This window comes from Bacteroides hominis (assembly GCF_033042785.2).
Classification (GTDB): Bacteria; Bacteroidota; Bacteroidia; order Bacteroidales; family Bacteroidaceae; genus Bacteroides; species Bacteroides hominis.
On the sequence record NZ_CP178829.1, the window covers coordinates 2744114 to 2767922 of the forward strand.

A 23809-nucleotide genomic window follows, 5' to 3' on the forward strand; every position below is an offset into this window, starting at 1 on the left:
ATGGAGCAGAGGCTAATCATTCTTGGCAATATATTGTTCTTACTGCAACATCTAAACTTAAAAACGTATGAAAGATCTTGTGTCCGGCATCCGTTATGATGCCTCTAATGTGATTAGTCAGGCTATAGGGCCAAGTAAAGAATTTTGCATGGGATATTTGAATCCCGGAGTTGCAAGTGGTGAAGGATATATTTCGACAATGAAATTGTCAGTCGGTACAGTCGACGTGAAAGACCTTGATGCAATAACTGAAAAGATTGTAGCAAAGGACCGCTGTGAGAAAAACGACGCATATCTCGGACAAGTCAATTTGATGAAGGCTTCTTCATTTTGTGGACAAAATGGAGCTATCTGGGGATTTGACCTGGCAATGCACGATGACATTGCCAAAAGAAAGGAGATGCCTATCTATATGCAGGCACAGCCTGAAGGGGTAGACGTTCCTGTTTATAATATCCGTCCGTTGCTGGAGGCAACCGAACGTTTGTTCGGCCGTGCCAAAGAGCGTCGTTTTCCCATACTCCCCGGAGCTTATGTGCCGGGAGGAAGCCGAAAGGTTGTAGCATGCGGTCCCACATGGGTGTGGTCTGTGATCGGACTGGCTATTTTGAAAAACCGTAGTAAAGGAGCCTGCCTGTTTGTGAAAGACGCCGGAATTTACGGGGATGATTCGACAACGGAAGGCGAAGCAATTGGTTTTTTGGAAGGGATACTCCGGAAAGCTACCAACAGCATTGTACTTTGCGGACAGGATCAGGATGTAATTTACGACCGTATTTATATTGGTTATAAATATACGTTTGTAGAACCCGATCAGGTTGGTTGTGCTTTGTCGTGCACTCCTGCTGTCTATTTGGCCCAGAATGCTGTCCCTGTCGATATGAAACCGGCTGATCTTTGCCAGATGACCATCAGTGACTGGGAAGAGAAGTTAGGGCTGGAAGAGCTGACTATTTTTGAATAGAAGTTTAACTGTAAAACACAGGCTACGAATAGGTACACAGGTTTATGATGCTGAGAACGGATTTCTTTTCTATCCGTTCCTGGTTGTTCGTTTGTGGTGGGTGTACCTTTCGTAGCTTGTCTTTTTTTCACTGTTGTGCTATCCACCAGTCAATCATCTTACGTGCCAGACTTAGCTTCCGCGGAAGTTCCGGCAGATTATTTTTTGTATAGAAATTCCCGGAACTGAGTTCGTCATCCTGCAAGCGAATGCTGCCCCCGGCATAATCGGCAATAAAACCTACCATGAGTCCGCTCGGATAGGGCCAGGGCTGATTTCCAAAATACTGAATGTTCTTCACATCCAGTCCGGTTTCTTCTTTAACTTCCCTTTCCACACATTCCTCCAAGGTTTCTCCGGTTTCAAGGAAGCCGGCCACCAAGCTATTGAATGTACCTTTAAAGTTGCGGGCATGTACCAGTAACAAAGAATCTTCTTTGCGTACCAATACCAGAATTGCCGTTGAAATGGCGGGATAGACTTCTTTACCGCAATCCGGACACTTTTTCATAATAGGCTCTTTCTGTACCAGTGGAGTTCCACATGTGGGGCAAAAGCGGTTGCTACGGTCCCAGTACAGGATTTCGTGAGCTTTACCTGCTGCTTGATAGTGTTCGAGCGGCAGGTAATCATAAGAAGCGCGCAACCCCATTTGTACATATTCCGGTGTTTCTGTGATCGGAGAATCTATGTAGAAACTTTTGCCGGATATGCCATCGGGCGTAGTTAGGGTGTGTACGGTTGTTCCTTCCGGTATGGCGATGGGGGCGCTTTCTCCTGAAGGGATGGAGAAAGCGTTGTTTGTCTTTTCCAGTAATAACTGATCTTGGTAGAAGATGAACCATCGGTTGTTTTTTGTATGTGTCATTTTGGATAATTCTTTTTTAACCGGTGCAAAATTATAAAAAGATACTCTCTTTCATGCCGGTCTCCTTTATAAAATATTCATCATGTGATACCAACAGTACACTACCCGTATAATTCCGGATGGTGGCGGTGATGATTTCGATGCTGTGTATGTCCAGATTATTGGTGGGTTCATCCAGGATAAAGAGGTCAGGAGTGTTATTGCTGATCATCAGGCAACAGAAAGCGAGCCGCATTTTTTCACCTCCACTAAGCTGTTTGCAAGGTTTGTCCCAACTTGCCACCGGGAAGAGAAAGCGATTCAATATGATCTTTATTTCGTGTTCCGGCAGGTTCCGGAGGTTGAATGACTCTGCTTGCTGGAGCACTGTCAGCCCGTCGGAAATGATGGAATACTCCTGATTGAGATAGACGTAACTGAACCCGGTGCGCTCCAGTGTACCCGAAGCAGGCAATAGTTCTCCGGTGACCAGTTTCAATAGGGTGGTTTTACCACTCCCGTTGTCTCCTTCGATACGTATCCGGTCGCCGCTTTTCAGTTGGAAACTTAGGGGAACCTTCCATAAAAACGAATCTTCATAAGTGAAGTTTATATCACGGGCAGTCAGTAATATTTTTCCCGGATGTAAAGCAGAAGCATTGAAATCGGTTTTAAGCAGTGACACTTCGCCCAACCTGTTGCGTATCTGACTTCGTTCGGCGACAAGTTTTTCCGATTTGTCCCGGTGGATGTCCGCCAGTTTGGTGGTACTTTTTTCTGCCCGGTCTTTCAGGGTATTGATGGCCATACGGGAAATGCCTTTTTGAGGAGCCGCTTTTTCGCTCCGTACATTCTGCTTGTCTTTCCGCTCGGCAACCTCACGTGCAAGCTTCCGTACTTGCCGGAGTTCTTTCTCCTTTTCATTCAGTTGTTGTTGCAAAGCACTTAGCAGAAGCTCTTTCTGCTGTTTGTAGAATTCATAGTTCCCTCCGTAAAACACAAGTGCGCTACGGCTCAGTTCGCAGGTTTCGGGAAGCAGATTGAGCAGAGTGCGGTCGTGGCTGACTACAATCAGCGTAGAACGGCATTTCTTCACCCATTCATACAGTTTGTTGCGTCCTTGGCTGTCGAGGTGATTGGTAGGTTCATCCATCAATATCACGGAAGTTTCCTGCAGTTCGATGCCTGCCAGGAATACGCGTGTCTTTTCTCCACCACTCAGTGTATGCATGGGCTGGTCAAGAGACATTGTTCCGAGCCCCCATCCATTGAGAGCTGCTGTGGTTTTTTCTTCGATGTTCCAGTCGTCATCGAGGATATTGAAGTTGACGATGGAAGTATCTCCATCCAAAATGGCATGGAGGGCTTTTCGTTTTCCGTCTATCCCGAGGGCTTCGGCAATGCTCATTTTATCATATTGTCCGAAGTGCTGGGGCACATAATAAAGAGCGAATGGACGGAGTACGGTTCCCGAACACGGTTGCAGTTGTCCGGATATGATTTGCAGCAATGTTGACTTACCACAACCATTATTGCCGATCAGAGCCAATTGCTGTCCTTTGCTGACAGAGAAACTGAGATTTTGGAAAAGAACTTCCTTATCGGGATGGATATAGGTGATTTGTTGTACTTGGATACACATACTTGTCTATTGGTTTGAAAGTAAATACTTGCTGTTGATGATAGCGGGTAGGGGAGAGACAAACACAATAGGGGTTAAACAACACGGATTCGTGATGCTTAACAATACATGAAAAGAAGCATATGTGAAAAGTGATGTTTACCGGAAAGTGTTGTCTTACTTAGATATTCTCATGGGTATACATATGAAATTAGACTGCAAAGATAGAAGATATTCCGGCAATTACAAAAGAGAGAGGGGAAAAATCTGAAACTTTTCCCCTCTTCTTGTTAAACTAATCTATTGAAAACAATTCATTCAGTCCTTCGCCCATGCTTGGATGTGTAAAGATGAAATCGCGAAGGAAGGTATAATGTTGTCCGGTCTTCATTGCCATGTTTACTATGTTAATGACTTCGGAAGATTCGGCACAGAACAGCGTGCAGCCCATGATGCGTCCCGAATGGCTGTCGATGATGGCTTTCAGTATACCGTCAGTCTGTTGTAAAGTACGTGCACGTGGTAGTGCTGAGGCCGGGAGACGTGATACTTTGAAGGAATATCCCCGTCTGATGGCTTCTTCTTCGGTCAGCCCGACATGTGAAAGCGGCGGATCTATAAATACCGAGTATGCCACCGGGTTACGGTCGTCGGCCGTACGTTCTTTATTTCCGAAAAGGTCGTCCCGGATAATCCGGTAATCGTCCAGTGAAATATAAGTAAACTGCAGCCCGCCTTTTACATCACCCATTGCCCAAATGTTTGGGGAGGTGGTATGCAGATAACCGTTTACAACAATAGCCCCGTGGCTATCCACTTCTACTCCGGCTGCCTGAAGATTCAGTCCCTCAATCATTGGCTTGCGTCCCGTAGCTACCAGGATGGCATCACCTTCTATGTCAGAAGATGTACCGCCGGCGGTATCCGTATAAGTCAGGATTACGCCGTCCGTTGTATCGCGGATGGATTGTGCACGGGCGTTGAGGCGGATTTCTATTCCTTTCTTTTCGAGTGCCTCTTTTACAGCGTTTGCTATATCGCGGTCTTCGCGGGCAATAAATTTGTCACCTCCTTCGAGCACGGTCACTTTGCTTCCGAAGCTTGCATACATGGAAGCAAACTCCAGTCCGATATAACCTCCGCCCACGATAATCAGATGTCGGGGCAATACATCCAGTTCCATCAATGATGTGCTGGTATATACCCGTTTGCTGTCTTTCAGCCCGTCTATTGCCGGTATAATGCTGGTTGATCCGGTATTAATGAAAATCTTTTTTCCCTGAAGTTCGATCACTTCGTCGGGAAGGGTTACTTTCACCACATCTTTTGAAACGAACGATGCCATTCCGGTGTAAATGGTTACATTGGGGAGACTGCTCAGTTTGTCGAACATATTAGCCCTTGAAGCTGCTGTCATTTCGTTTTTCCGTGCGATGGCGGCTTTATAAGCTTCGGCCTGCTTTTCGTAACTGGTTGGGTAGAGCCAACTCACCTTTTCAGCTTCGTGGATAAGGCGTTTGGTAGGCACACAGGCTATATTGGGGCAAGTACCTCCATACATCATGGCAGAGCGTTCAATCAGTGCGACTTTCCAGCCGCGTTTGGCTAATTCGGCGGTCAGCGTCTTGCCGCCCTTGCCGAAACCGATAATAATGGCATCATATTGTTTCATAATTCTTATACTTTTAGAAGGATGTATCTTTAATGTCAGTTTATAACATTCCGTAACCCTTATTTGTTCCGTTTTTCCCAGTCGGCTTTTTTGAGGGAGTTCAGTACACGTTGCGATGAATCGGAAAGCAGGGTAACGGCACTTGCCAGAATTACGATATCTTTAATTACCAGACGTCCGGCACCGGATAGGAGCGGGAAGCCATATTCTCCGCTTCCCAGGTTCGGAACCCAGACTTCGGGAGTGGTCACCAGGAAGGAGAGTGTACCGAGTGTCATGATGATGGCCAGTGTGTCGCCGATAAGCGCCACTTTGGGGAAGAAGATGCCTAAGAATACCAGGATACCGATGGACATAATCAAAGCTCCCAGTCCATAAGAGAACGTGTAGGTTCTGTTCGCTTCGTGCCATTCGCGGTTGGCCGGAACATAAGCACCTTCCGGATTTTTGTGTTCCTTGTATTCGGGGGCATCTTTGGCGTAGAAGAAACTCATAAACGGACTGTTGGCTACAAATGGTACAATGCCGTCGGCTTCGTAATGAAAATACTTCAGTCCGCCGATCCAAACGAAAACAACGAGGATGGCTACGCGGATAAATTTCAGTCCGAAACCTTTCAGACCGGATGCTACTGTGAGCAGAGTGATAAATTTCTCTTTCATGCTATTTCTTTTTATGGGTTTAACTTTCTGATGCAAAGATCCGGTTTTTCCCATCGGCGGGAAATAGCAATATCGCCGGATGAATTGTCAATTCTTCCCTTCTACCGAATTTCGGTATTGCACAGGGCTTTCTCCGGTCATGTTTTTGAAGAAACGGCTGAAAGAGGACTGGTCCTCAAATCCCAGAATATCAGCAATCTCTTTCGAACTTTTGTTACTGTATAATAGGAGTCGTTTGGCTTCTGCTTCCACCCGTTCATGGATGACGCGCAGGGGCGAAGGCAGTTTACAGGAAGAAAAGATGTTCGAGAGTGTTTTGGGTGATTTATGCAGCATGTCGGCATAATCCTGCACTTGCTTTTTAGTCCGGAAGTGTTCGTCTACCAGATTATAGTATTGGCGGATAATCTCGAAGCTGTACTCCTTCTCCTGGGTGATATTCAGTCTTTGCCGGGCGATGCGTGTACTCTGGATGATGAAACGTTTAAGCAGGATGCGGAGCATCTCTTCCTGTAGATTGTCCGATACGGTGAATTCGCGGTCCAGCAAACCCACTACATCTTCCATCGACCGCCGTTCCGATTCGTTGAGCATAAATCTCACCACGTGCGAAGAACCGTTGAACAGAAATCCACTGCACGACACTTCATGGTCATTGCCGTAAATACAATAGAAGTTGCTGTTGAACAGCACCGTCAGATACTCTCCATCGATGGACAGGAACTCCAGATGCTGGAGATTGGAGAGGGAGATCACCTCGTTTTCGGCCAGTGTCACTTCCTGATGGTCTATCTCCAGGGTAATGCTTCCTTGGCGTACCCATATGAATTTATACAAACTCTTTTCTTTCTGCAAGTTCTTTTCGGTATGATAGCTTGTGGTCAATGCAAGCATACCTTTCAGTTTTGTCTGGTAAGTTCTTATCATAATCAATCCTCCATGGCTGATGCGTCAAATGACAGGGGTAATAAATGTCCCACACTCTGTATTTCGTAAATACACTTTTTGCCGTAAAGCAATATACGTATGGGTTGTTTGTATCTTTTTTCCGTTTCCAGAATCACCTGGCGACAGGCGCCGCAAGGAGGAATCGGAGTGTCGATAAAGTCTTTTTCCGTACGTGCGGCGATGGCAAGAGTCTTCACTGCCTGGTCCGGATACTGCGAATTGGCATAGAACAACGTAGTTCGTTCGGCGCAAAGTCCGGACGGGTAGGCTGCGTTTTCCTGATTGGTTCCTGTCACTATCACTCCGTTGGCCAGCAGTGCTGCCGCTCCTACCGAGAAGTGCGAGTAAGGTGCATAGCTGCGCCGGGTTGCCTCGATGGCATCATCCAATAAGGCACGGTCTGCGTCATTGAGTTCGTCATATTCATATACTTTAATTACAGAGGTAATAGTCAGGTCTTTCATGTGGGTAGGTGGTTTATAGTTCTACAAATCATGTTACAAAGTTAGAAAAGAGATTGATAATCCCAATTATTTTTATGATTTTTGTGCCGCATAACCTAACATACACAAATTAATAGATGAATAGCAAACTTCTCAGGCTGATTGCCGTAGTTACAGTTCTTGCTTTTTCTGTCGGTGCCCAGGCGCAGCGCAGGAATTCCCGTTACGTAGATTATATAAATAAGTATAGTGCCCTGGCTGTAGAGCAAATGAAGGAGCACAAGATACCCGCCAGTATCACATTGGCGCAGGGGCTGCTTGAAAGTGGTGCCGGTATGAGCACGCTGGCGCGTAAAAGTAATAACCACTTCGGCATCAAATGCGGTAGTAGCTGGAATGGACGTACCGTACGCCATGACGACGATGCCCGTAACGAATGCTTCCGTGCTTATCGCAATCCCCGTGATTCGTACGAGGACCATTCGGCATTTCTGAAACGCGGTGCCCGCTATGCTTTCTTGTTTAAACTGAAGATAACGGATTATAAAGGCTGGGCCCGTGGGTTGAAAAAGGCGGGATATGCCACCGATCCTTCGTATGCCAACCGTCTGATTACGATTATTGAAGACTACGACCTTTATAAATATGACCGTAAGGGAGGATGGAGTTCGTCAAAGAGTGAACCGACGGTACTCAATCCGCATCAGGTCTACATAGCAAACGGTATCGCTTATATTGTAGCCCGTGACGGAGATACGTTTAAGTCGTTGGGTAAAGAGTTCGATATCCGTTGGAAGAAGTTGGTGAAGTATAACGACTTGCAACGTGATTATACCTTGATGGATGGTGATATCATTTATCTGAAAGAGAAGAAAAAGAGAGCGTCGAAACCTTATACGGTTTATATCGTCAAAGACGGAGACTCCATGCATACCATTTCTCAGAAATATGCCATCCGGTTGAAGAACCTGTATAAGATGAACCGTAAGGACGGGGATTATGTTCCCGAAGTGGGAGACAGGTTGAGGCTGAGGTAGACTTTGCCGCTGCGGTATATAAGAAATGTATTAATAGCAAAAGGGTGTAGCCATACTTTATGCATGGCTACACCCTTTTGCTATTAGGGCTACACCCTTTCTGCCGGATGGCTACACCCAAACGTGTGTTTTTCACCGCAGAGAACACAGTTACGCTTTGTTACGAAACTGTACAGGGTGTTCATTATCGGACACCCTGTTTCTCTTCTTCCTGCTGAAACACAGTACTTTCCTTTTTTGGCATAAGGTTTGATCATAGAAATACAAAGAATATTTGTAAATCTATAATTGACTATATATGGACAGAGAAATTCCAAAAGAGGTGCGCAATAAAGAGCGTAATAAAAAGATTATTCGTTTTTCGGCCATCGGTATTATCGGGATAGTAGGCATTAGCCTACTAATTTCGTTGTTGCGTACGGGAGTACAGAAGAAGGATCTCGTGTTGTCTACCGTTGACAAGGGGACGATCGAGGTCAGTGTCAGTGCTTCGGGCAAAGTGGTTCCGGCTTTTGAAGAGATCATCAATTCACCGATCAACACCCGCATCGTGGAAGTATATAGAAAGGGCGGTGACAGTGTAGATGTAGGTACTCCCATCCTGAAACTCGACTTACAAAGTACGGAAACCGACTATAAAAAACTACTGGATGAAGAGCAAATGAAACGTTATAAGCTCGATCAGGCGCAGGTGAACAGCCAGACCAAATTGAGCGATATGGCCATGCAGATCAAAGTGTCGGAAATGAAACTGGCGCGGATGAAGGTGGAGCTTCGCAACGAACAATACCTCGACAGTCTTGGAGCCGGTACGACCGATAAGGTACGCCAGGCCGAATTGAGCTACAATACGTCCCGCCTCGAATTGGAACAACTCAAACAACAATATGCCAACGAGAAACAGGTAGCAGCCGCCGACCTGAAAGTGCTTGAACTCGACCTCAACATGTTCCGTAAGGGACTTGCCGAAATGAAGCGTACGTTGGACGATGCACAGATACGTTCGCCGCGCAAAGCCATCCTTACTTATATCAACAACCAGATCGGTGCGCAGATTCCTCAGGGAGGGCAGGTGGCTATCATTTCGGATCTGAGCCATTTTAAAGTGGATGGCGAGATTGCCGATACTTATGGCGACCGTGTGGCAGCGGGCGGAAAGGCTATTGTGAAAGTGGGCAGTGAGAAACTCGAGGGGACCGTAAGCAGTGTCACTCCGCTTTCAAAGAACGGAGTTATCTCTTTCTCCGTGCAACTGAAAGAAGATAATAACAAGCGGTTGCGTTCGGGACTCAAGACCGATGTATATGTGATGAATGCCGTGAAAGAAGATGTGTTGCGTATAGCCAATGCCTCTTATTATGTAGGCCGCGGCGAATACGATCTGTTCGTGATGACTTCGGACGATGAAATCGTAAAACGGAAAGTTCAGCTGGGCGATTCGAACTTTGAGTTTGTAGAAGTGGTGAGCGGACTCAATCCGGGAGACAAGGTGGTGGTCAGCGACATGACCAACTACAAAAATAAGAACAAACTCAAAGTGAAATAATACGCCGAAAAAACTTTTTAAATCAAGGCACCTTAGGGTTTAAACCAAAGGCTTGTTGGTTTTAAGTCAACGGAATTTTGGTTTAAAAGGTGGATTGTGTGCCTTTTAAGATGTGAAACTATGATAACAATTTATCTCAAACAATCTTATAATTTGCTGAAAGAGAACCGTTTCGTAAATGGAATCTCTGTAGCGGGTACCGCTTTGTCGGTGGCAGCAGTGATGCTTGTTTACCTCGTCTATCAAGTAAATTTCTCTGCGTATGCGCCGGAGTCTAACCGATACCGCATCCTTTTTGTAAACAGTCTGCAAGCGTGCGGGAGTGACGGGAATCCCATCAATAATGGGGGTATGAGTCACAAGGTAGTACGCGAATGTCTTTATCCTTTGCAGACGCCCGAGGCAGTGACTGCTTTTACCGACAGACAACTTCCGGTCAATATACGCGGACAGCAGTTTTATGATAAATATACGATTAAGTTTACCGATGACGGCTTCTGGAAAGTATTCGATTTCACCTTTCTTTCCGGTGTCCCCTTTACACATGCCGATTGGGAATCGGGTATACGGCAAGCGGTTATTTCTGATAAACTGGCACGTAAGTTATTTGGTACGGTTGAAGCAACAGGGCAGACTTTACGCATGAATTATGCCGATTATCAGATATGCGGTGTGGTGAAAGAGGTGAGTCAAGCTGCCGAAAACGCCTATGGAGATGTATGGGTGCCCTATACGGTCAACTCCTCCTTATTAAAGGAAAATGTTAACTATTGCGAAGGAACTACGGGGGAGTTTACCTCCTGCATCCTGGCACGTTCTTCATCCGATTTCGAACCGATCCGCAAAGAGATGCTGAAGTTGCAGGCGGCTTTCAATGCTTCGCTTACCAACACAAAACTTGACTATATGTATTCTCCCTATACCCAGTGGCAGGCCGTGCTGGGTACAAATGGTTTCGATCGGGGTACAGTGGGCGAATGGTTTAAAACTACCGGTGCGACGGTTCTTTTCCTTTTGCTCCTGCCTGCCTTGAATATAATAGGTATAACGCTGACACAGTTTCGCAAACGTCGCAGTGAGATTGGGGTTCGTAAAGCGTTCGGTGCTCGTTCGTTTTCGCTGGTAGAGCAAGTGATGACCGAGAACCTGTTGATCTCCTGCATAGGTGGGCTGATCGGACTGGTGTTGTCATACGCCCTGTTATCTCTTTGCAGGTCGTTTTTCTTTTCGGGAACTATTGCTCTGACACACGATATGCTGATACAGCCCTTCACTTTTGTTGCAGCTTTCTTTTTCACGCTGTTACTGAATTTGCTGAGTGCCGCGATCCCCGCCTGGCGGGCCTCACGGATGCCTATTACAGAGGCGTTGCATGATATGGAATAATTTTAAAAACAAAGACCCGTTATGATAAAGCAAATATTTAAGATAATATGGAACCAACGCCGCTCTAACGGTTGGATATGGATGGAACTTCTGGTCGTATTCGTTGCGCTGTGGTATCTGGTAGATATGTTTGTGGTACAGTTCTATTCCTATTCCCGTCCGTTGGGCTATGATATCACGAATTGCTGGCGGCTTTCGTTTGATGTTTATCCCGAAGATGCCGCCGAGTATGTCAGCGACACTACTCAGGCTCCTACCGAAGGCGAAGCATTGGCCCGGATCCTTGAACGCCTGCGTCGTGCCCCGGAAGTGGATAATGCTTGTGTTGCTTTCTATTCCTCACCCTATTCCGGAGGTAATTCATGGACACAGATCATGCCTTGTACGGCCGATAGCGGTAAGTTCAAAGAGCAATCCTATCACCAATATACCGTTTCTCCCGAATTTTATGATGTATTTCGTATCCGGAGCCGCGAGGGGCAGCTTCTGAGTGAATTATTGAACAAAAAACAGTTGGAATATTTTATTACTCCGGATCTGGAAAAAGATTTCTTCGGTGAGGAGTCGGCAGTAGGACAGAAAGTATGTTATCCCGGCAGTAGTATGCGGGAGATACGCATTGCGGCAGTGACCGTCCCGGTTCGTATGACCGAGTTTGTGAAGCCGGAGCCCGAACTTTTCTTTACTATGAGACCGAAAGAGCTGGAACGTCAGGTGAATGCTTCCGGGGTAGCTAATATGGAGATAACCGTGCGGATGAAAGAAGATTTGACTCCGGAACAGATGGGGACTTTCCTAAACCGGATGAAGAGCCAGTTGACGGAGAATAATCTCTACGTTGCCAGCATGAAGGATATGAAGCAACAACGCAGTGAACGATTGCGGTCTGAATGGCGGAAAATCAGTATTAACCTTCTGTTGTCCGTTTTCATCTTGCTGAACGTGCTTTTCGGCATTACGGGAACTTTTTGGCTACGCATCGAGCAACGGCGTAGTGAAACCGGTCTGCGGATGGCACTGGGCAGTACACGCAGGCGGGTAGGATGGTTCTTCACTGCCGAGGGGTGGTTATTGCTGACCACCGTAACTCCGCTGGTGCTGTTTGTCATGTTCAATATGATACACATGGAAATTCCCGATTTGTACAATCTTCCTTTCTCCTGGTGGCGTTTTGCTGTCGGTTTTGGTGGGGTACTGTTGCTGATGGGGCTGATCATTGCGTTGGGCACGTGGTTGCCTGCCCGTCGGGCCATGAAGTTGCAGCCGGCGGAAGCGCTGCATTATGAATAATAAATTTAGTACCGAACAGACATGATAAAACTCTATTTCAAACAATCGTGGGCGTTGATCCGCCAGAATAAACTGTTCAGCAGTCTCTATGTGCTGGGCACAGGGCTGGCCATTGCCATGACAATGATTATTGTCATTGTGTATTATGTAAAGATCGCCCCTATCTATCCCGAAACGAACCGGTCTCAGACGATGGTGTTGACGTCGGTAGCCGTAAAAAACACCGAGCAACATTCTATGACCAAGTCCTCCTGTTCTTATCATATGCTGAAAGAATGGATCTATCCGTTGAAAAACGCGGAAGAAGTGACGGCCGTTTTGGGACGTATGTTATTGGGAAATTATGTACAGCCCGAAGATGGTGGGAATGTAATTCCCGTAATGGTGAAACAGACCGATCCTGCATTCTTCCGGGTGTTCCCGTTTGAATTCCTGGGCGGACAGGCTTTCTCACAGGCCGATTTTGAAAGCGGAATCCACAATGTAGTGCTTTCGGAGAGTGGTGCCCGCAGGATATTGGGTGACACAGAAGTGGTGGGACGTACGTTCTCGCTGAATTTTGAAGACTATCGGGTAGTGGGCGTGGTGCGTAGCGGCAGTTATATGCTCAGCGACTCTTATGCCGACGTGTATATGCCCTATACTTGTATAACCGGTTATGATCGGGGGGATAAAATGGCCAATATGGTAGGTCCTTATCAGGTGTTTATCAAACTGCCTGGGGCGGATGATGCCCCGAAGCTACGTGCTGAAATACAGGAGTTGGTTCATAAATTCAACCACTCTCAGCCCGATCTGGAAATAGACTTGAACAATCAGCCTCTTCCTTATTGGCAGTATCCTCTTAAACAAATGGGGTATTCGGAGATTGACTGGGCGAACGTATTCAAAATACATGGTTGGCTGTTGCTTGCTTTCCTGTTTGTTCCGGCCATCAACCTGGGCGGGATGATTTCCAGCCGGATGGAACAACGTCTTTCCGAGATGGGGATACGCAAAGCCTTCGGAGCCAATCGTTCGGTATTGTTAGGACAGGTGCTTTGGGAGAATCTGGCGCTCACCTGTGTAGGCGGTTTTATCGGTCTGCTGTTGTCATGGGGAGGTCTGGTGTTGGGGCGTAATTGGATTTTCGGTTTGTTCAATTCGTGGCCGGTACCCATCCCCGAAGGAGTGGAGGTTAATCTAAGTCCGGATATGTTGTTCAGTCCGTTTGTGTTTGTCCTTGCGTTCGGTACGTGTGTATTGCTCAACCTGCTTTCGGCTTTTTGTCCCGCATGGTATTCACTGCGTAAAAACATCATATATTCCATCAACGAAAAGATATAAATAGCCATGAATCAATTAATACTGAAAAACTTGTGGGCGCGCCGCAGTCGCAACCTGTGGCTATTGGCCGAGATTGTATTGGTTTGTATTGTCTCTTGGAAAATAGCGGACCCTTTGGTCGTGCTTACCCATGACCGTACGTTACCTGAGGGCTTTCGTTCCGATCATTTGTTTGTTCTTGAACTGGCGACTTTGCCGGAGAAATCCGGGAAGTTTCGTCCCGAAGAAGACGACAGCCTGTCCCGCAGGGAAAACCTGGGCCGCATTTTTCAACAGGTGAAGAATTATGAAGGTGTGGAGTCTGCTACGTTTTTTTTCAATCGTATAATGCCTTATTCCGGTAGCAGTACCACTTCTCCCCAGACGTTTAAGGGAGATTCTACCTATATGTCGGCATGGCAGATCTCTTTCCTGAACCGTTCGGACTTCTTCCGGACCATGGGGTTTGAAGGAGCTGAGGGGATGACGGCCGGAGAGCTGGACGAACGTATCTTTGATAAAGATGAATATGTGCTGACAGCCAATACGTCGGAGTTCTTTTTGCATCCGGAGAGTCCTCTCACCGGGCGGACGACATGGAACAACGACAGCACTGCCGAATATCGGGTGGCGGGTGTGATAAAACCTTTTCGCTATCGAAGCTATATGCAACCTCAGCCGGTCCGTCTGAATCCCCTGTCGGTTATGCCCGAACGGTATTATTCGGATTTGCCCCAGATTGTTTTCCGAATCGGGGATCGTCTTTCCGAAGAGGTGTTTTTGCATCACTTCATCCCTTGGACGGGGAAGGAGTTGAAAGCCGGAAATATATATGTGAATTCGGTGCAGTCGTATACCGATTTGCGTAAACAGTCGGAGTTCAGTGCCGGTACTACCGATACATACCGTAAAAATATAACTTTGGGCTTGTTCTTTCTGATCAATCTCTGTCTGGGGGTGGCCGGAACGTTCTGGCTGCAAACCCGTACACGGCGAGAGGAAGTCGGCATTATGCTTTCATTCGGAGCCCGGCCGCAAAACATTGTTCGGATGCTGCTGGGTGAAGGATGGGTACTGACAACAATCGGAACGCTGTTGGGATGCCTTGTTTATTTGCAATATGCCTTGAAAGAAGGACTATACTCCACAAATTGGGGATCATGGTCACCCGAAGTGGCTTCGCCTGCTTATTGGATCAATCATTTCGGTTGGCACTTCCTGGCAACTTCCCTGATGGTGTACATCTTGTTGCTGATTGTCGTTTCAGTCGGCATTTGGATACCTGCCCGGAAGATTAGCCGCATCAATCCGGTAGATGCTTTGCGTGATGAATAACTATTAAAATTACATACTATGATAAAACTTTATTTAAAACAATCGTGGATGTTGATCCGTCAGAACAAGTTGTTCAGCAGTCTGTATGTACTGGGTACGGGGCTTGCCATTGCCATGACGATGATTATTGCCATTGTGTATTATATTAAAATAGCTCCTATTTATCCGGAAGTGAACCGTTCGGTGACGATGCGGATGAAAGGGGTGAGTGCCATGCATGTGAAAGGAGGCGGAAATTCATATCTCTGTTCTTATGAAATGCTGAAAGAGTGGTTCTACCCACTGAAATCAGCGGAGCTGGTTACCGCTGTAAACGAACACTTTCTGAACCGGGAGGGGGCTTATATACAACCGGCCGGGGAAGGTGAGCAGATACCGGCTTTGGTAAAGTATACCGATCCTAATTTTTTTCGGTTATTTGAGTTTGAATTTTTGAACGGGAAGCCTTTTTCGGAAGCGGATTTAGCCAGTGGAATCCGTAATGTAGTACTTTCTGACCGGATGGCCCGCCGCATTTTCGGCAGGACCGATGTGGTTGGGCAAACGTTTAAACTGGATTTCAAAGAGTCTAAAGTCGTCGGAGTGGTACGTGAGGGCAGTTATCTGTTGCCGGCATCTTACGGGCAAATCTATATGCCCTATTCTTGCTTGCCAGGATATGACAGTAACAATGATGGCAGTCATAAAGTCGGTACCTATATCGTTTATTTTAAGGTTCGCCAGAAAGAAGATATGCCGAAACTGTATGCGGAGGTCAATGAAATGGTGCATAAATACAATATTTCCCAGAAAGAATATACAGTTGATATTTTTCATCAGCCGGATCCGTATTGGCAGACTTGGTTCAGAGAGGGCAATACGAACGAGATTGATTGGATGTCGGTCATTAAACTGTATGGAGGAGCTCTTTTGGCTTTGTTGTTAGTGCCTGCTATTAATTTGAGTGGGATGATATCCAGTCGCATGGACGATCGTCTGGCGGAAATGGGGATACGAAAAGCGTTCGGGGCCAATCGGAAACAATTATTGAATCAAGTGTTATGGGAAAATCTGCTTCTTACTTGCATCGGCGGGCTGATGGGACTTATTGTTTCATGGGGGCTGCTTGTGTTAGGGCGTAATTGGGTATTTAGCCTGTTCGACAAATATCCGACAGTTGTGTCCGACGGAGTCGATGTGGCTATCAATCCGCAAATGCTGTTCAGTCCTTTAATGTTTTGCGTAACGTTTGCTTTTTGTTTGATACTGAACCTGCTCTCTGCCTGGTGGCCCACATGGCGCTCGTTGCACAACGATATTATTGACTCACTTAACACTAAGAAATAAATCATGATACGACTTATAATAAAGAACCTCTGGGCCCGTCGTCGGAAAAACGGATGGCTGTTGGCCGAATTGATATTGGTATCGATCGTCACGTGGGTGATTGTCGATCCGTTGGTAGTGTTGACACACGATCGGAATCTGCCGGAGGGCTATCGTCCCGATCATCTTTTCTTGCTTCAGTTGGCATCGTTCCCTGCCGAATCGGAGCAATTCCATATCGAAGAGAATGATACATTGGCGCGTAAAGCCAATTTTGAGCGGTTGCTCGACAAGTTGAAACATTATGAAGGAGTAAAGTATACTACTTTCATCTTGAATGGCCAATATCCTTCATCGAATTCCACGAGTAACGGTAATACGATGTTCGATACCATTCCAGTCCGCACTCTCCGTCTTACTTTCATGCCCCACACCGATTATTTCCGGACCATGGGGATGGAGGGAGCCGAAGGTATGACGGCCGTACAATTGGATAACCGTGACTTCCGTTGGACCGAATCGGTATTGACTGCGGACGTAGCGTATCGGCTGAAGGATGGAAAACCGCTTTACGGACGTCGTTTGGGGGAAAATGGAGATGATGAAGACTATCGGGTGGGAGGAGTGATCGCCCCTCTTCGTTACCGGAGCTATATGCAACCCATGCCCATAGAGTTATGCGTGTTTGAAGAGTTTCCTGATTATATGTACTATTATCTTCCGTTAATCGCTTTTCGTATAGACGACAATCTGTCGGAGAAGGCTTTTCTGCATCACTTCCGTGAGTGGATGGATAAAGGACTGACGGTAGGCAACTATTATGTGAAGTCTGTACGGTCCTTCAGCAGCATTCAGGATCAACACGAGTTTTCTGAAGGTATCACTAACCAGTATCGCCTGAACCTGGCTTTAGGTATATTCTTTTTAGTGAACCTTTGTTTGGGAGTGGCCGGAACTTTCTGGATGCAGACCCGTTCGCGCCGTGAAGAGGTAGGCATCATGCTTTCTTTCGGCGGTAATCCTTCACATATCACCCGCCTGCTTTTATACGAAGGTTGGGTGCTGACCACATTGGGGACGTTGATAGGCTGCTTGCTCTATTTGCAATATGCGTTGAAGGATGGTCTCTATACTACCTGTACCGGTTCGGAAGAGACGATGCCTGTTTATTGGATTAACCATTTCGGTCTGCATTTTGCGGCTGTTTCCCTGATTGTATACCTTTTGCTGTTGATTGTTGTTTCTATCGGAATCTGGATGCCGGCACACAAACTCAGCCGCATCAATCCGGTGGATGCTTTGCGGGACGAATAACCAATAAATAAAATAAATTGCTATGATGGTATTATACTTCAAACAGGCCTGGCAACTCCTGAAACAGAATCCTTTATTCAGTAGTGTGTACATACTCGGTACAGGACTGGGGATTGCCATGACCATGAGCCTGGTGATCATCTGTTACATCAAGATGGCTCCGGTCTATCCCGAAGAGAACCGGAACCGTATCCTGGTCAGTAAAGGAATGACTGTTGTAGAGCAGAAAAACCAGGAGAATTGGTTCAGTTCTCACGTATCCTTTCAGGCAGTGAAGCGTTTTTATTATCCGCTGAAGAGTACCGAGGCTGTAGGGGCATCTATGGATGGGCGCAGTACATCATTACTTGAATTGCCTGGTGACGGAGATTTGAAAGAGGTACAGGTGAAGCTGGTAGATGCCGGGTTCTGGAAGGTGTTTCAATTTGCCTTTGTAGACGGCAAGCCGTTTAGTCAGGCCGATTTTGATTCCGGATTACGAAAAGCTGTCATTTCGCGTACAATGGCTCGCCAGCTTTTTGGAGAGACTCCACCGGTAGGTCGTACTTTTGTTCTTGATTCCGATGAATATAGAGTATGTGGAGTTGTAAAAGATGTTTCCTTCATTACCCCTGCTACGTATGCGGATATTTGGTTACCACTGACGGTTGATTCCGATATTATAAAGGATAATAAGGGTGGCTATGAGTTGGTAGGTGATCTGAATGTCTATATGTTGGCTCCTTCTGTCGATGCTAAAGATAAGGTAATTACAGAGGTACGTGACGTGTTCCGCAAATATAATTATTCTCAGAAAAAATACAGTGTCGATTTACATGGGCAACCGGTATCTTACTGGAAAAGTATTTTTTATGAATATTCTAATTCGGCACCCGACTGGGGAGAGCTGTTACGAGTGTATGGCACTATCCTGTTAGCTTTATTATTTGTTCCGGCACTGAATCTGGCAGGAATGATTGCTTCACGTATGAAGCGCCAGCTTTCCGAATTGGGCATACGTAAGGCTTTCGGTGCTTCCAAAACTTCGCTTCTGTTGCAGGTATTTTGGGAAAATCTGTTTCTTACTGGCATCGGAGGTCTGTTCGGTTTGTTACTTTCGTATCTGATTGTCTATTGTGGCCGGAACTGGCTTCCGGACCTGTTGTCTTTCTCGGTAGATGTGATGCCCGAGGGAGTCGATAGCTTCTTGACTCCCGGTATGTTGCTGAATCCGGTGGTGATAGGTATTACCTTCATGGTCAGTTTGGTGCTGAATGTATTGTCGGCTCTGATTCCGGCTTTACATGCTTTGAAGAAAGATATTGTATATTCGCTTAACGAAAAAAGATAAAAGATATGAACCTGATGATGATACTCCGCCAGTTGTGGAACCAGCGTGCTGCCAATGGATGGATTCTGGGAGAACTGGTGGTTGTGACTTATTTTTTATGGGGAGTAGTCGACCCTGTGTACGTATTATTATCCGATAAGGCATTGCCCGATCATTATGATCTTACCGATACTTACCTGCTCAGTATAGGTGAATATTCAACTAACCATACCAAATATAAACCGGAGATGGCTTCCGATTCGTTGAAACGTCTTGACTTTATGCGCATCGTAGATCAGGTACGCCGTTATCCGGGTGTTTCTAATGTGACTGTCAGCCTTTTTAATTCTTATCCGCAAAGCGGGGGCTGGAACGGAGGACAGGTTTTCAATGATACGATTCTTGCATATTCACAGCAGATGACCTTCCTTTCCGGAACCGACTATTTTGGAGTTTTTCGTATACACGATGCACGGACAGGGCAAATTCCTCCGGTACTTGCGGAAGGAGAACAGGGGATCTACCTGACTCCTGATCTCGCAGAGAAGTTGTTCGGCGAGAAATATCCGCAAAATAAATGGGTGCATTGGGGAGATACGACCCGTAAGTTTCCGTTGACCGCTATAATCGCCCCCGTACAGATAAGAAGTAATAACCAACCCGGTCCTCTGATATTCAAGACTACTTCTGAATTGAAACATCTTCCGGGCAGAGTGCGGATTTGTTTCCGGGTGCGTGATGGACTCGCTTCACCTGTTTTCACCGAGACATTTAAACGTGAAATGCGTCCCCGAATGCAGATCGGGAACTATTATCTGGCATCGCTTACGGATTTCAGGACGGAAAGTAAAAATTTTGAGTATTATATGGGAACTACGGGGACTATCCGGTTGCAGACCATTCTCGCTTTATTTTTTCTGTTGTGTGTCTTTTTGGGGATGGGGGGTACCTTTTGGCTGCGTTGCAATGCCCGCCGGGAGGAAATAGGGCTCTATATGGCAATGGGGTCTAACCGTCACCGGTTGATCCGGCAGTTTCTTTTTGAAGCTTGGTGGATGGTGACTATCGCATTTGTAGTAGGAGCATTGGTACAACTTCAAATAGTATATCTGAATGGCTTTGCTTTCCCGCCGGATAATCCGAACCCGGATTATATACAGAATCGTCCGGTGTTGCACTTCCTTATTGTATCGGTTATTTCGTATGTTCTGATTCTGGGAGTTTCGTTTGTGGCAACTTATATTCCGGTTTCAAAAGCAGCACGGATGAATCCTGCGGATGCTTTGCGGGACGAGTAACCGGATTGGTCGGCAAATACCTCCACCACAGAGGAGACATGAAGTAACACAGATTATTTATATTGATCAGCAGTGACTTAAATTTTCCTCTGTGTTCTCTGTGGTGAGTTTTGACACATTTACATGATTTTCAAAAAACTTTGGACGGTATATAACTTTTTTAAATATCAGTTCTGCGAATATCTGTATTCGTTGGGCGTTACTCCCGTGATTTTCTTGAAAAACAAGCAGAATAACTGCGTGTTAGAAAATCCCAGTTGACCGGCTATTGCTTTGATTGTATTCTCTTTATCAAGTAGCATTCTCTTTGCGGTTTCCATTCTTTTTAACTGAAAGAACTCCAGTAAGGTTTTACCGGTTTCAAACGTGAGTAAATCTTCAAAATAGGCAACGGATAGCTTTAAATTTTCAGCACAATATGCGGAGGTAGGCGGACCTTCCCACTTTAGCTTACCGGAATAAATATAATCATCCAATAAACGGTCTGTTTTGTCGAGCAGCACTTTATTCTTATTCTCCCTGGTGATAAACTGCCGTTCGTAGAACCGGGTACAATAATCCAACAATAGTTCGATGTATCGTGAAATCAGTGTTTGGCTATGGCGGTCTATCGGGTGATGTAATTCCTCGTCCATTTCCCGTAGGCATTCTATAATCTTATCCTTTTCGCGTTGGGACAGATGTAAAGCCTCTTCTTTCCGGTAGAAAAAGAAAGTATATTCTTGAATGTTTTTTTCAAGTGTGGTACCATAAAGCAGATCGGGATGGAAAGCCAGTAACCATCCCTGCTGTGGGAGTACTCTGTTTTTGTGGATGTCGAAGGTTTGTTCCGGAGGGAGGAAAACCATTGTCGCATTGGAATAGTCATAAGCTTTGCGTCCGCAACAACAGCAATCCTCTATGTCGTTCTCCATCAACAGTATTGTGTAAAAATCGAATTTAATGCTGTGCTGTTCCACATTCGTATGGTCCAGACGGATAATGCTTGCCTGTGGATGCAGCGTCTTGCATCCCAGGCAGCGGTTGCATTGATGCACCGTTTTGATATCTAATGTTTCTTTACCGGAAGAGGCCATCATACTTGAATTATCCTGTATTCTGTCGGGGTACAGCCAACATTCTTTTTAAATATGCGTGTGAAATGTTGTGGGTATTGGAATCCCAGTTCATATGCAATCTCACTGACTGTTTTTTCTGAAGCCAATATCTTTTCTTTGGCTACATTTATTATTTTACCCTGGATGTATTCCTGAGCAGTCTTACCCGTCTCCTTTTTAACCAGGTCGCCGAAATAGTTGGAAGACAAGTTTACCTTATCTGCAAAATATTTCACTGTGGGTAATCCTTCGGTTTGCGACTGCTCACTTTGGAAGTAGAGATCCAATAGTTCTTCGAACTTCACCAGTACGTCCTTGTTCACTTTTGAACGTGTGACGAACTGCCGTTCATAGAAACGCATGCAATAGTCCAATAATAATTCGATATTTCTCGAAATCAGGCGTTTGCTGTGCTTGTCTATCGGACGTGATAATTCCAACTGGACTTTATCCAGGCAATCCTGAAAGATCTTTTTCTCTTCGTCCGAAAGATGAAGGGCTTCATTTGAAGCGTATGAAAAGAATGAATACTGTTTGATTTCCTGTCCCAGAGATGTGCCGCGTATCAGGTCGGGATGAAATAATATACCGTGTGACTTCGGACGTATCCCGTCAGTCACCTTTACCTCTACTACCTGTCCGGGGGCAAAACTTGTTACTGTGCCTTCCTGATAGTCATACATCTGCCGTCCGTAGCGTAGATCGCCGCACTTTGTTTGTTTCAGAAACAAAGCGTACAGTCCGTAGTTGAGGGTGAAGTGTGTGGGGAACAACGTGGCTTTCGACAAGTCGACTACTGTCACCAAAGGGTGCAATGTTTCGAGACCGTACATCTGGTTATACTGGTCTACCGAATTGAGCTTAATTACTTCTTCCATAGGGCATATTGTTATTTATCTGTGACAAATGTAGGGATTTTCATCATATGTAGTATGGGTTGGAGGAATAAAACCGGAATAGGGGTAAGAATATCCGTAATTGAGGTAATTACATCCGTAATCCGGGTATACGATGAGAACGGAAAGGTGCCTAAATTTGCATCATAAATTTATAATCTTATGAAAATGAAACATTTTATATGGGCATCGGCAATGATAACGTTGCTGTGCTATACCACAAATTCTTTAAATGCACAGAATATGAAAAAAGAAGAAGTTCTACAAAATCCGAGTGTGTTTCCCATAGGAGATGCAAACGTGCAATATGCGAAGTTTTTTATAGGGCAGTCCTATCTGGCACGCTTGACACAGAATGATGAATTGAATTGTCCTGTCAGCAATGTGACTTTCGAGCCCGGATGCCGTAACAATTGGCACAGCCATACGGGCGGACAAATCCTGATAGCTGTCGGAGGAAGAGGGTATTATCAGGAAAAAGGGAAAAATGCCCGTCTGTTACTGCCCGGAGATGTAGTGGAGATAGCTCCGGATGTAGTGCATTGGCATGGAGCCGCCCCTGACAGTTGGTTTTCGCATCTGGCCATCGAATGTAATCCTGAAACCAACCAAAATACTTGGTTGGAACCTGTAGATGATCAGGCATACGCTGAGGCAACTTCCCCCCAAGGGATAGCTGCAACGAGTGTTTCCCGCAATGGCACGACGAGGTTTATCAACCTCGGAAACAACCTTGCACAGACCGATCCCGAACTGGAGGAAATATTCACTAATTTTGCTTTTGGCGAAACACAGCAATATGGTGATTTGGATACTCGTATGCGGATTTTGGTTACAATGGCTTCCACCATTGCCATGAGCACTGCGGGAGAGTATCAAAAAACACTCCAGGCCGCTTTTGTCAACGGAGTTACCCCGCTTGAAATAAAAGAAGTGCTTTATCATGCCGTTCCTTATGTGGGTATGGCAAAGGTTGCGGAATTGATTTCTATAGCCAATGGATTCTTGTCGTCAAAAGGAGTGAAGTTGCCTTTGGAGCCACAGGCGGTGATAACTTCCGAAAACCGTATGGAGAAGGGACTTGCTTTGCAGAAATCCATTTTTGGCGAACGAATAGACAAAATGTATGAAACCGCACCCCAAGGACAATTGCATTTTCAGGAATATCTTTCCGCCAACTGTTTCGGTGATTATCAAACGCGTCCGGTTCTGGATGTAAAAACGCGTGAAATGTTAACTTTTGCCATCCTTGTGTCACTTGGTGGCTGTGAGGCGCAGGTCAAAGGCCATATTCAAGGCAATATAAATGTTGGCAATGATAAATCTGTGTTGCTGACTGTCATTACTCAATTGTTGCCCTACATTGGTTATCCGCGTACACTCAATGCATTGGCTTGCTTAAATGAGATTGTTCCGGAGGATAAGTAAATCAGGCAGTTCGTTAACGGGCAGTATGTTCATTATCGGACATCCTTCTGTTAGTTTAATGTGCAAT

20 protein-coding genes are annotated in these 23809 nt (G+C 45.8%); 12 read left to right on the forward strand and 8 right to left on the reverse strand.

All coding sequences use genetic code 11. The features are described from left to right. The first annotated feature begins 67 nt into the window (after positions 1-67). On the forward strand, positions 68-964 hold the full coding sequence (locus tag R3O62_RS11505) for a histidine decarboxylase, pyruvoyl type (protein ID WP_317472671.1): 897 nt from the start codon (positions 68-70) through the stop codon (positions 962-964). Between the two features lie 127 nt (positions 965-1091). Here R3O62_RS11505 and nudC read toward each other — a convergent pair whose 3' ends face one another. The 6 genes from nudC to cdd all read right to left on the reverse strand — a co-directional run bounded on the left by nudC (position 1092) and on the right by cdd (position 7217). Next, complete coding sequence (gene nudC / locus R3O62_RS11510; protein ID WP_122330306.1) at positions 1092-1871, reverse strand: NAD(+) diphosphatase; 780 nt, start codon at positions 1869-1871, stop codon at positions 1092-1094. 31 nt (positions 1872-1902) lie between these two features. After that, positions 1903-3492 (reverse strand): ABC-F family ATP-binding cassette domain-containing protein, encoded by a 1590-nt coding sequence (locus R3O62_RS11515; RefSeq protein WP_227560103.1) that lies wholly within the window; start codon positions 3490-3492, stop codon positions 1903-1905. A gap of 274 nt (positions 3493-3766) precedes the next feature. After that, positions 3767-5143, reverse strand: coding sequence for an FAD-dependent oxidoreductase (locus tag R3O62_RS11520; RefSeq protein ID WP_005776257.1), 1377 nt, complete (start codon positions 5141-5143; stop codon positions 3767-3769). Between the two features lie 59 nt (positions 5144-5202). Next, positions 5203-5805, reverse strand: a complete 603-nt coding sequence (locus tag R3O62_RS11525) for a DUF417 family protein (protein WP_005809464.1) — start codon at positions 5803-5805, stop codon at positions 5203-5205. Positions 5806-5892: 87 nt separating this feature from the next. Further along, complete coding sequence (locus R3O62_RS11530) at positions 5893-6732, reverse strand: AraC family transcriptional regulator (RefSeq protein WP_005776259.1); 840 nt, start codon at positions 6730-6732, stop codon at positions 5893-5895. A gap of 2 nt (positions 6733-6734) precedes the next feature. Beyond that, on the reverse strand, positions 6735-7217 hold the full coding sequence (gene cdd, locus R3O62_RS11535; protein ID WP_005809459.1) for a cytidine deaminase: 483 nt from the start codon (positions 7215-7217) through the stop codon (positions 6735-6737). A 116-nt stretch (positions 7218-7333) separates the two neighbouring features. Here cdd and R3O62_RS11540 point away from each other — a divergent pair, with 116 nt between their 5' ends. The 10 genes from R3O62_RS11540 to R3O62_RS11585 all read left to right on the forward strand — a co-directional run bounded on the left by R3O62_RS11540 (position 7334) and on the right by R3O62_RS11585 (position 20321). Further along, entirely contained in the window at positions 7334-8233 is a 900-nt protein-coding gene (locus tag R3O62_RS11540) for a glucosaminidase domain-containing protein (RefSeq protein ID WP_005776261.1), read from the forward strand. A 298-nt stretch (positions 8234-8531) separates the two neighbouring features. Beyond that, positions 8532-9779, forward strand: a complete 1248-nt coding sequence (locus tag R3O62_RS11545; RefSeq protein ID WP_005776262.1) for an efflux RND transporter periplasmic adaptor subunit — start codon at positions 8532-8534, stop codon at positions 9777-9779. Positions 9780-9899: 120 nt separating this feature from the next. Next, entirely contained in the window at positions 9900-11165 is a 1266-nt protein-coding gene (locus R3O62_RS11550; RefSeq protein ID WP_005819143.1) for an ABC transporter permease, read from the forward strand. Positions 11166-11186: 21 nt separating this feature from the next. Next, on the forward strand, positions 11187-12455 hold the full coding sequence (locus R3O62_RS11555; protein ID WP_005776265.1) for an ABC transporter permease: 1269 nt from the start codon (positions 11187-11189) through the stop codon (positions 12453-12455). Between the two features lie 21 nt (positions 12456-12476). Continuing rightward, the gene (locus tag R3O62_RS11560; protein WP_022012343.1) at positions 12477-13781 is read left to right on the forward strand and encodes an ABC transporter permease; all 1305 of its coding nucleotides are present in this window, start codon (positions 12477-12479) and stop codon (positions 13779-13781) included. Between the two features lie 6 nt (positions 13782-13787). Beyond that, entirely contained in the window at positions 13788-15095 is a 1308-nt protein-coding gene (locus R3O62_RS11565; protein WP_005809448.1) for an ABC transporter permease, read from the forward strand. An 18-nt stretch (positions 15096-15113) separates the two neighbouring features. Beyond that, the gene (locus R3O62_RS11570) at positions 15114-16421 is read left to right on the forward strand and encodes an ABC transporter permease (RefSeq protein ID WP_005809446.1); all 1308 of its coding nucleotides are present in this window, start codon (positions 15114-15116) and stop codon (positions 16419-16421) included. Positions 16422-16424: 3 nt separating this feature from the next. Next, positions 16425-17714 carry an ABC transporter permease gene (locus R3O62_RS11575; protein ID WP_317472667.1) on the forward strand — a complete coding sequence of 430 codons (1290 nt, stop codon included), beginning with the start codon at positions 16425-16427 and terminating at the stop codon, positions 17712-17714. Positions 17715-17736: 22 nt separating this feature from the next. Continuing rightward, positions 17737-19044, forward strand: coding sequence for an ABC transporter permease (locus tag R3O62_RS11580; protein ID WP_005809443.1), 1308 nt, complete (start codon positions 17737-17739; stop codon positions 19042-19044). Between the two features lie 5 nt (positions 19045-19049). Beyond that, positions 19050-20321, forward strand: coding sequence for an ABC transporter permease (locus R3O62_RS11585; RefSeq protein ID WP_182423882.1), 1272 nt, complete (start codon positions 19050-19052; stop codon positions 20319-20321). Between the two features lie 167 nt (positions 20322-20488). Here R3O62_RS11585 and R3O62_RS11590 read toward each other — a convergent pair whose 3' ends face one another. Both R3O62_RS11590 and R3O62_RS11595 read right to left on the reverse strand, forming a co-directional pair. Further along, on the reverse strand, positions 20489-21400 hold the full coding sequence (locus tag R3O62_RS11590) for a helix-turn-helix domain-containing protein (protein ID WP_005809439.1): 912 nt from the start codon (positions 21398-21400) through the stop codon (positions 20489-20491). Then, positions 21397-22296 carry a helix-turn-helix domain-containing protein gene (locus R3O62_RS11595; RefSeq protein WP_005809437.1) on the reverse strand — a complete coding sequence of 300 codons (900 nt, stop codon included), beginning with the start codon at positions 22294-22296 and terminating at the stop codon, positions 21397-21399. The genes R3O62_RS11590 and R3O62_RS11595 overlap by 4 nt, the downstream gene beginning before the upstream one ends. A gap of 180 nt (positions 22297-22476) precedes the next feature. On the opposite strand from R3O62_RS11595, the gene R3O62_RS11600 reads away from it, so the two are divergent. Next, a complete protein-coding gene (locus R3O62_RS11600; RefSeq protein ID WP_005819154.1) occupies positions 22477-23742 on the forward strand; it encodes a cupin domain-containing carboxymuconolactone decarboxylase family protein in 1266 nt (421 codons plus the stop codon). The last annotated feature ends 67 nt before the right edge of the window (positions 23743-23809 follow it).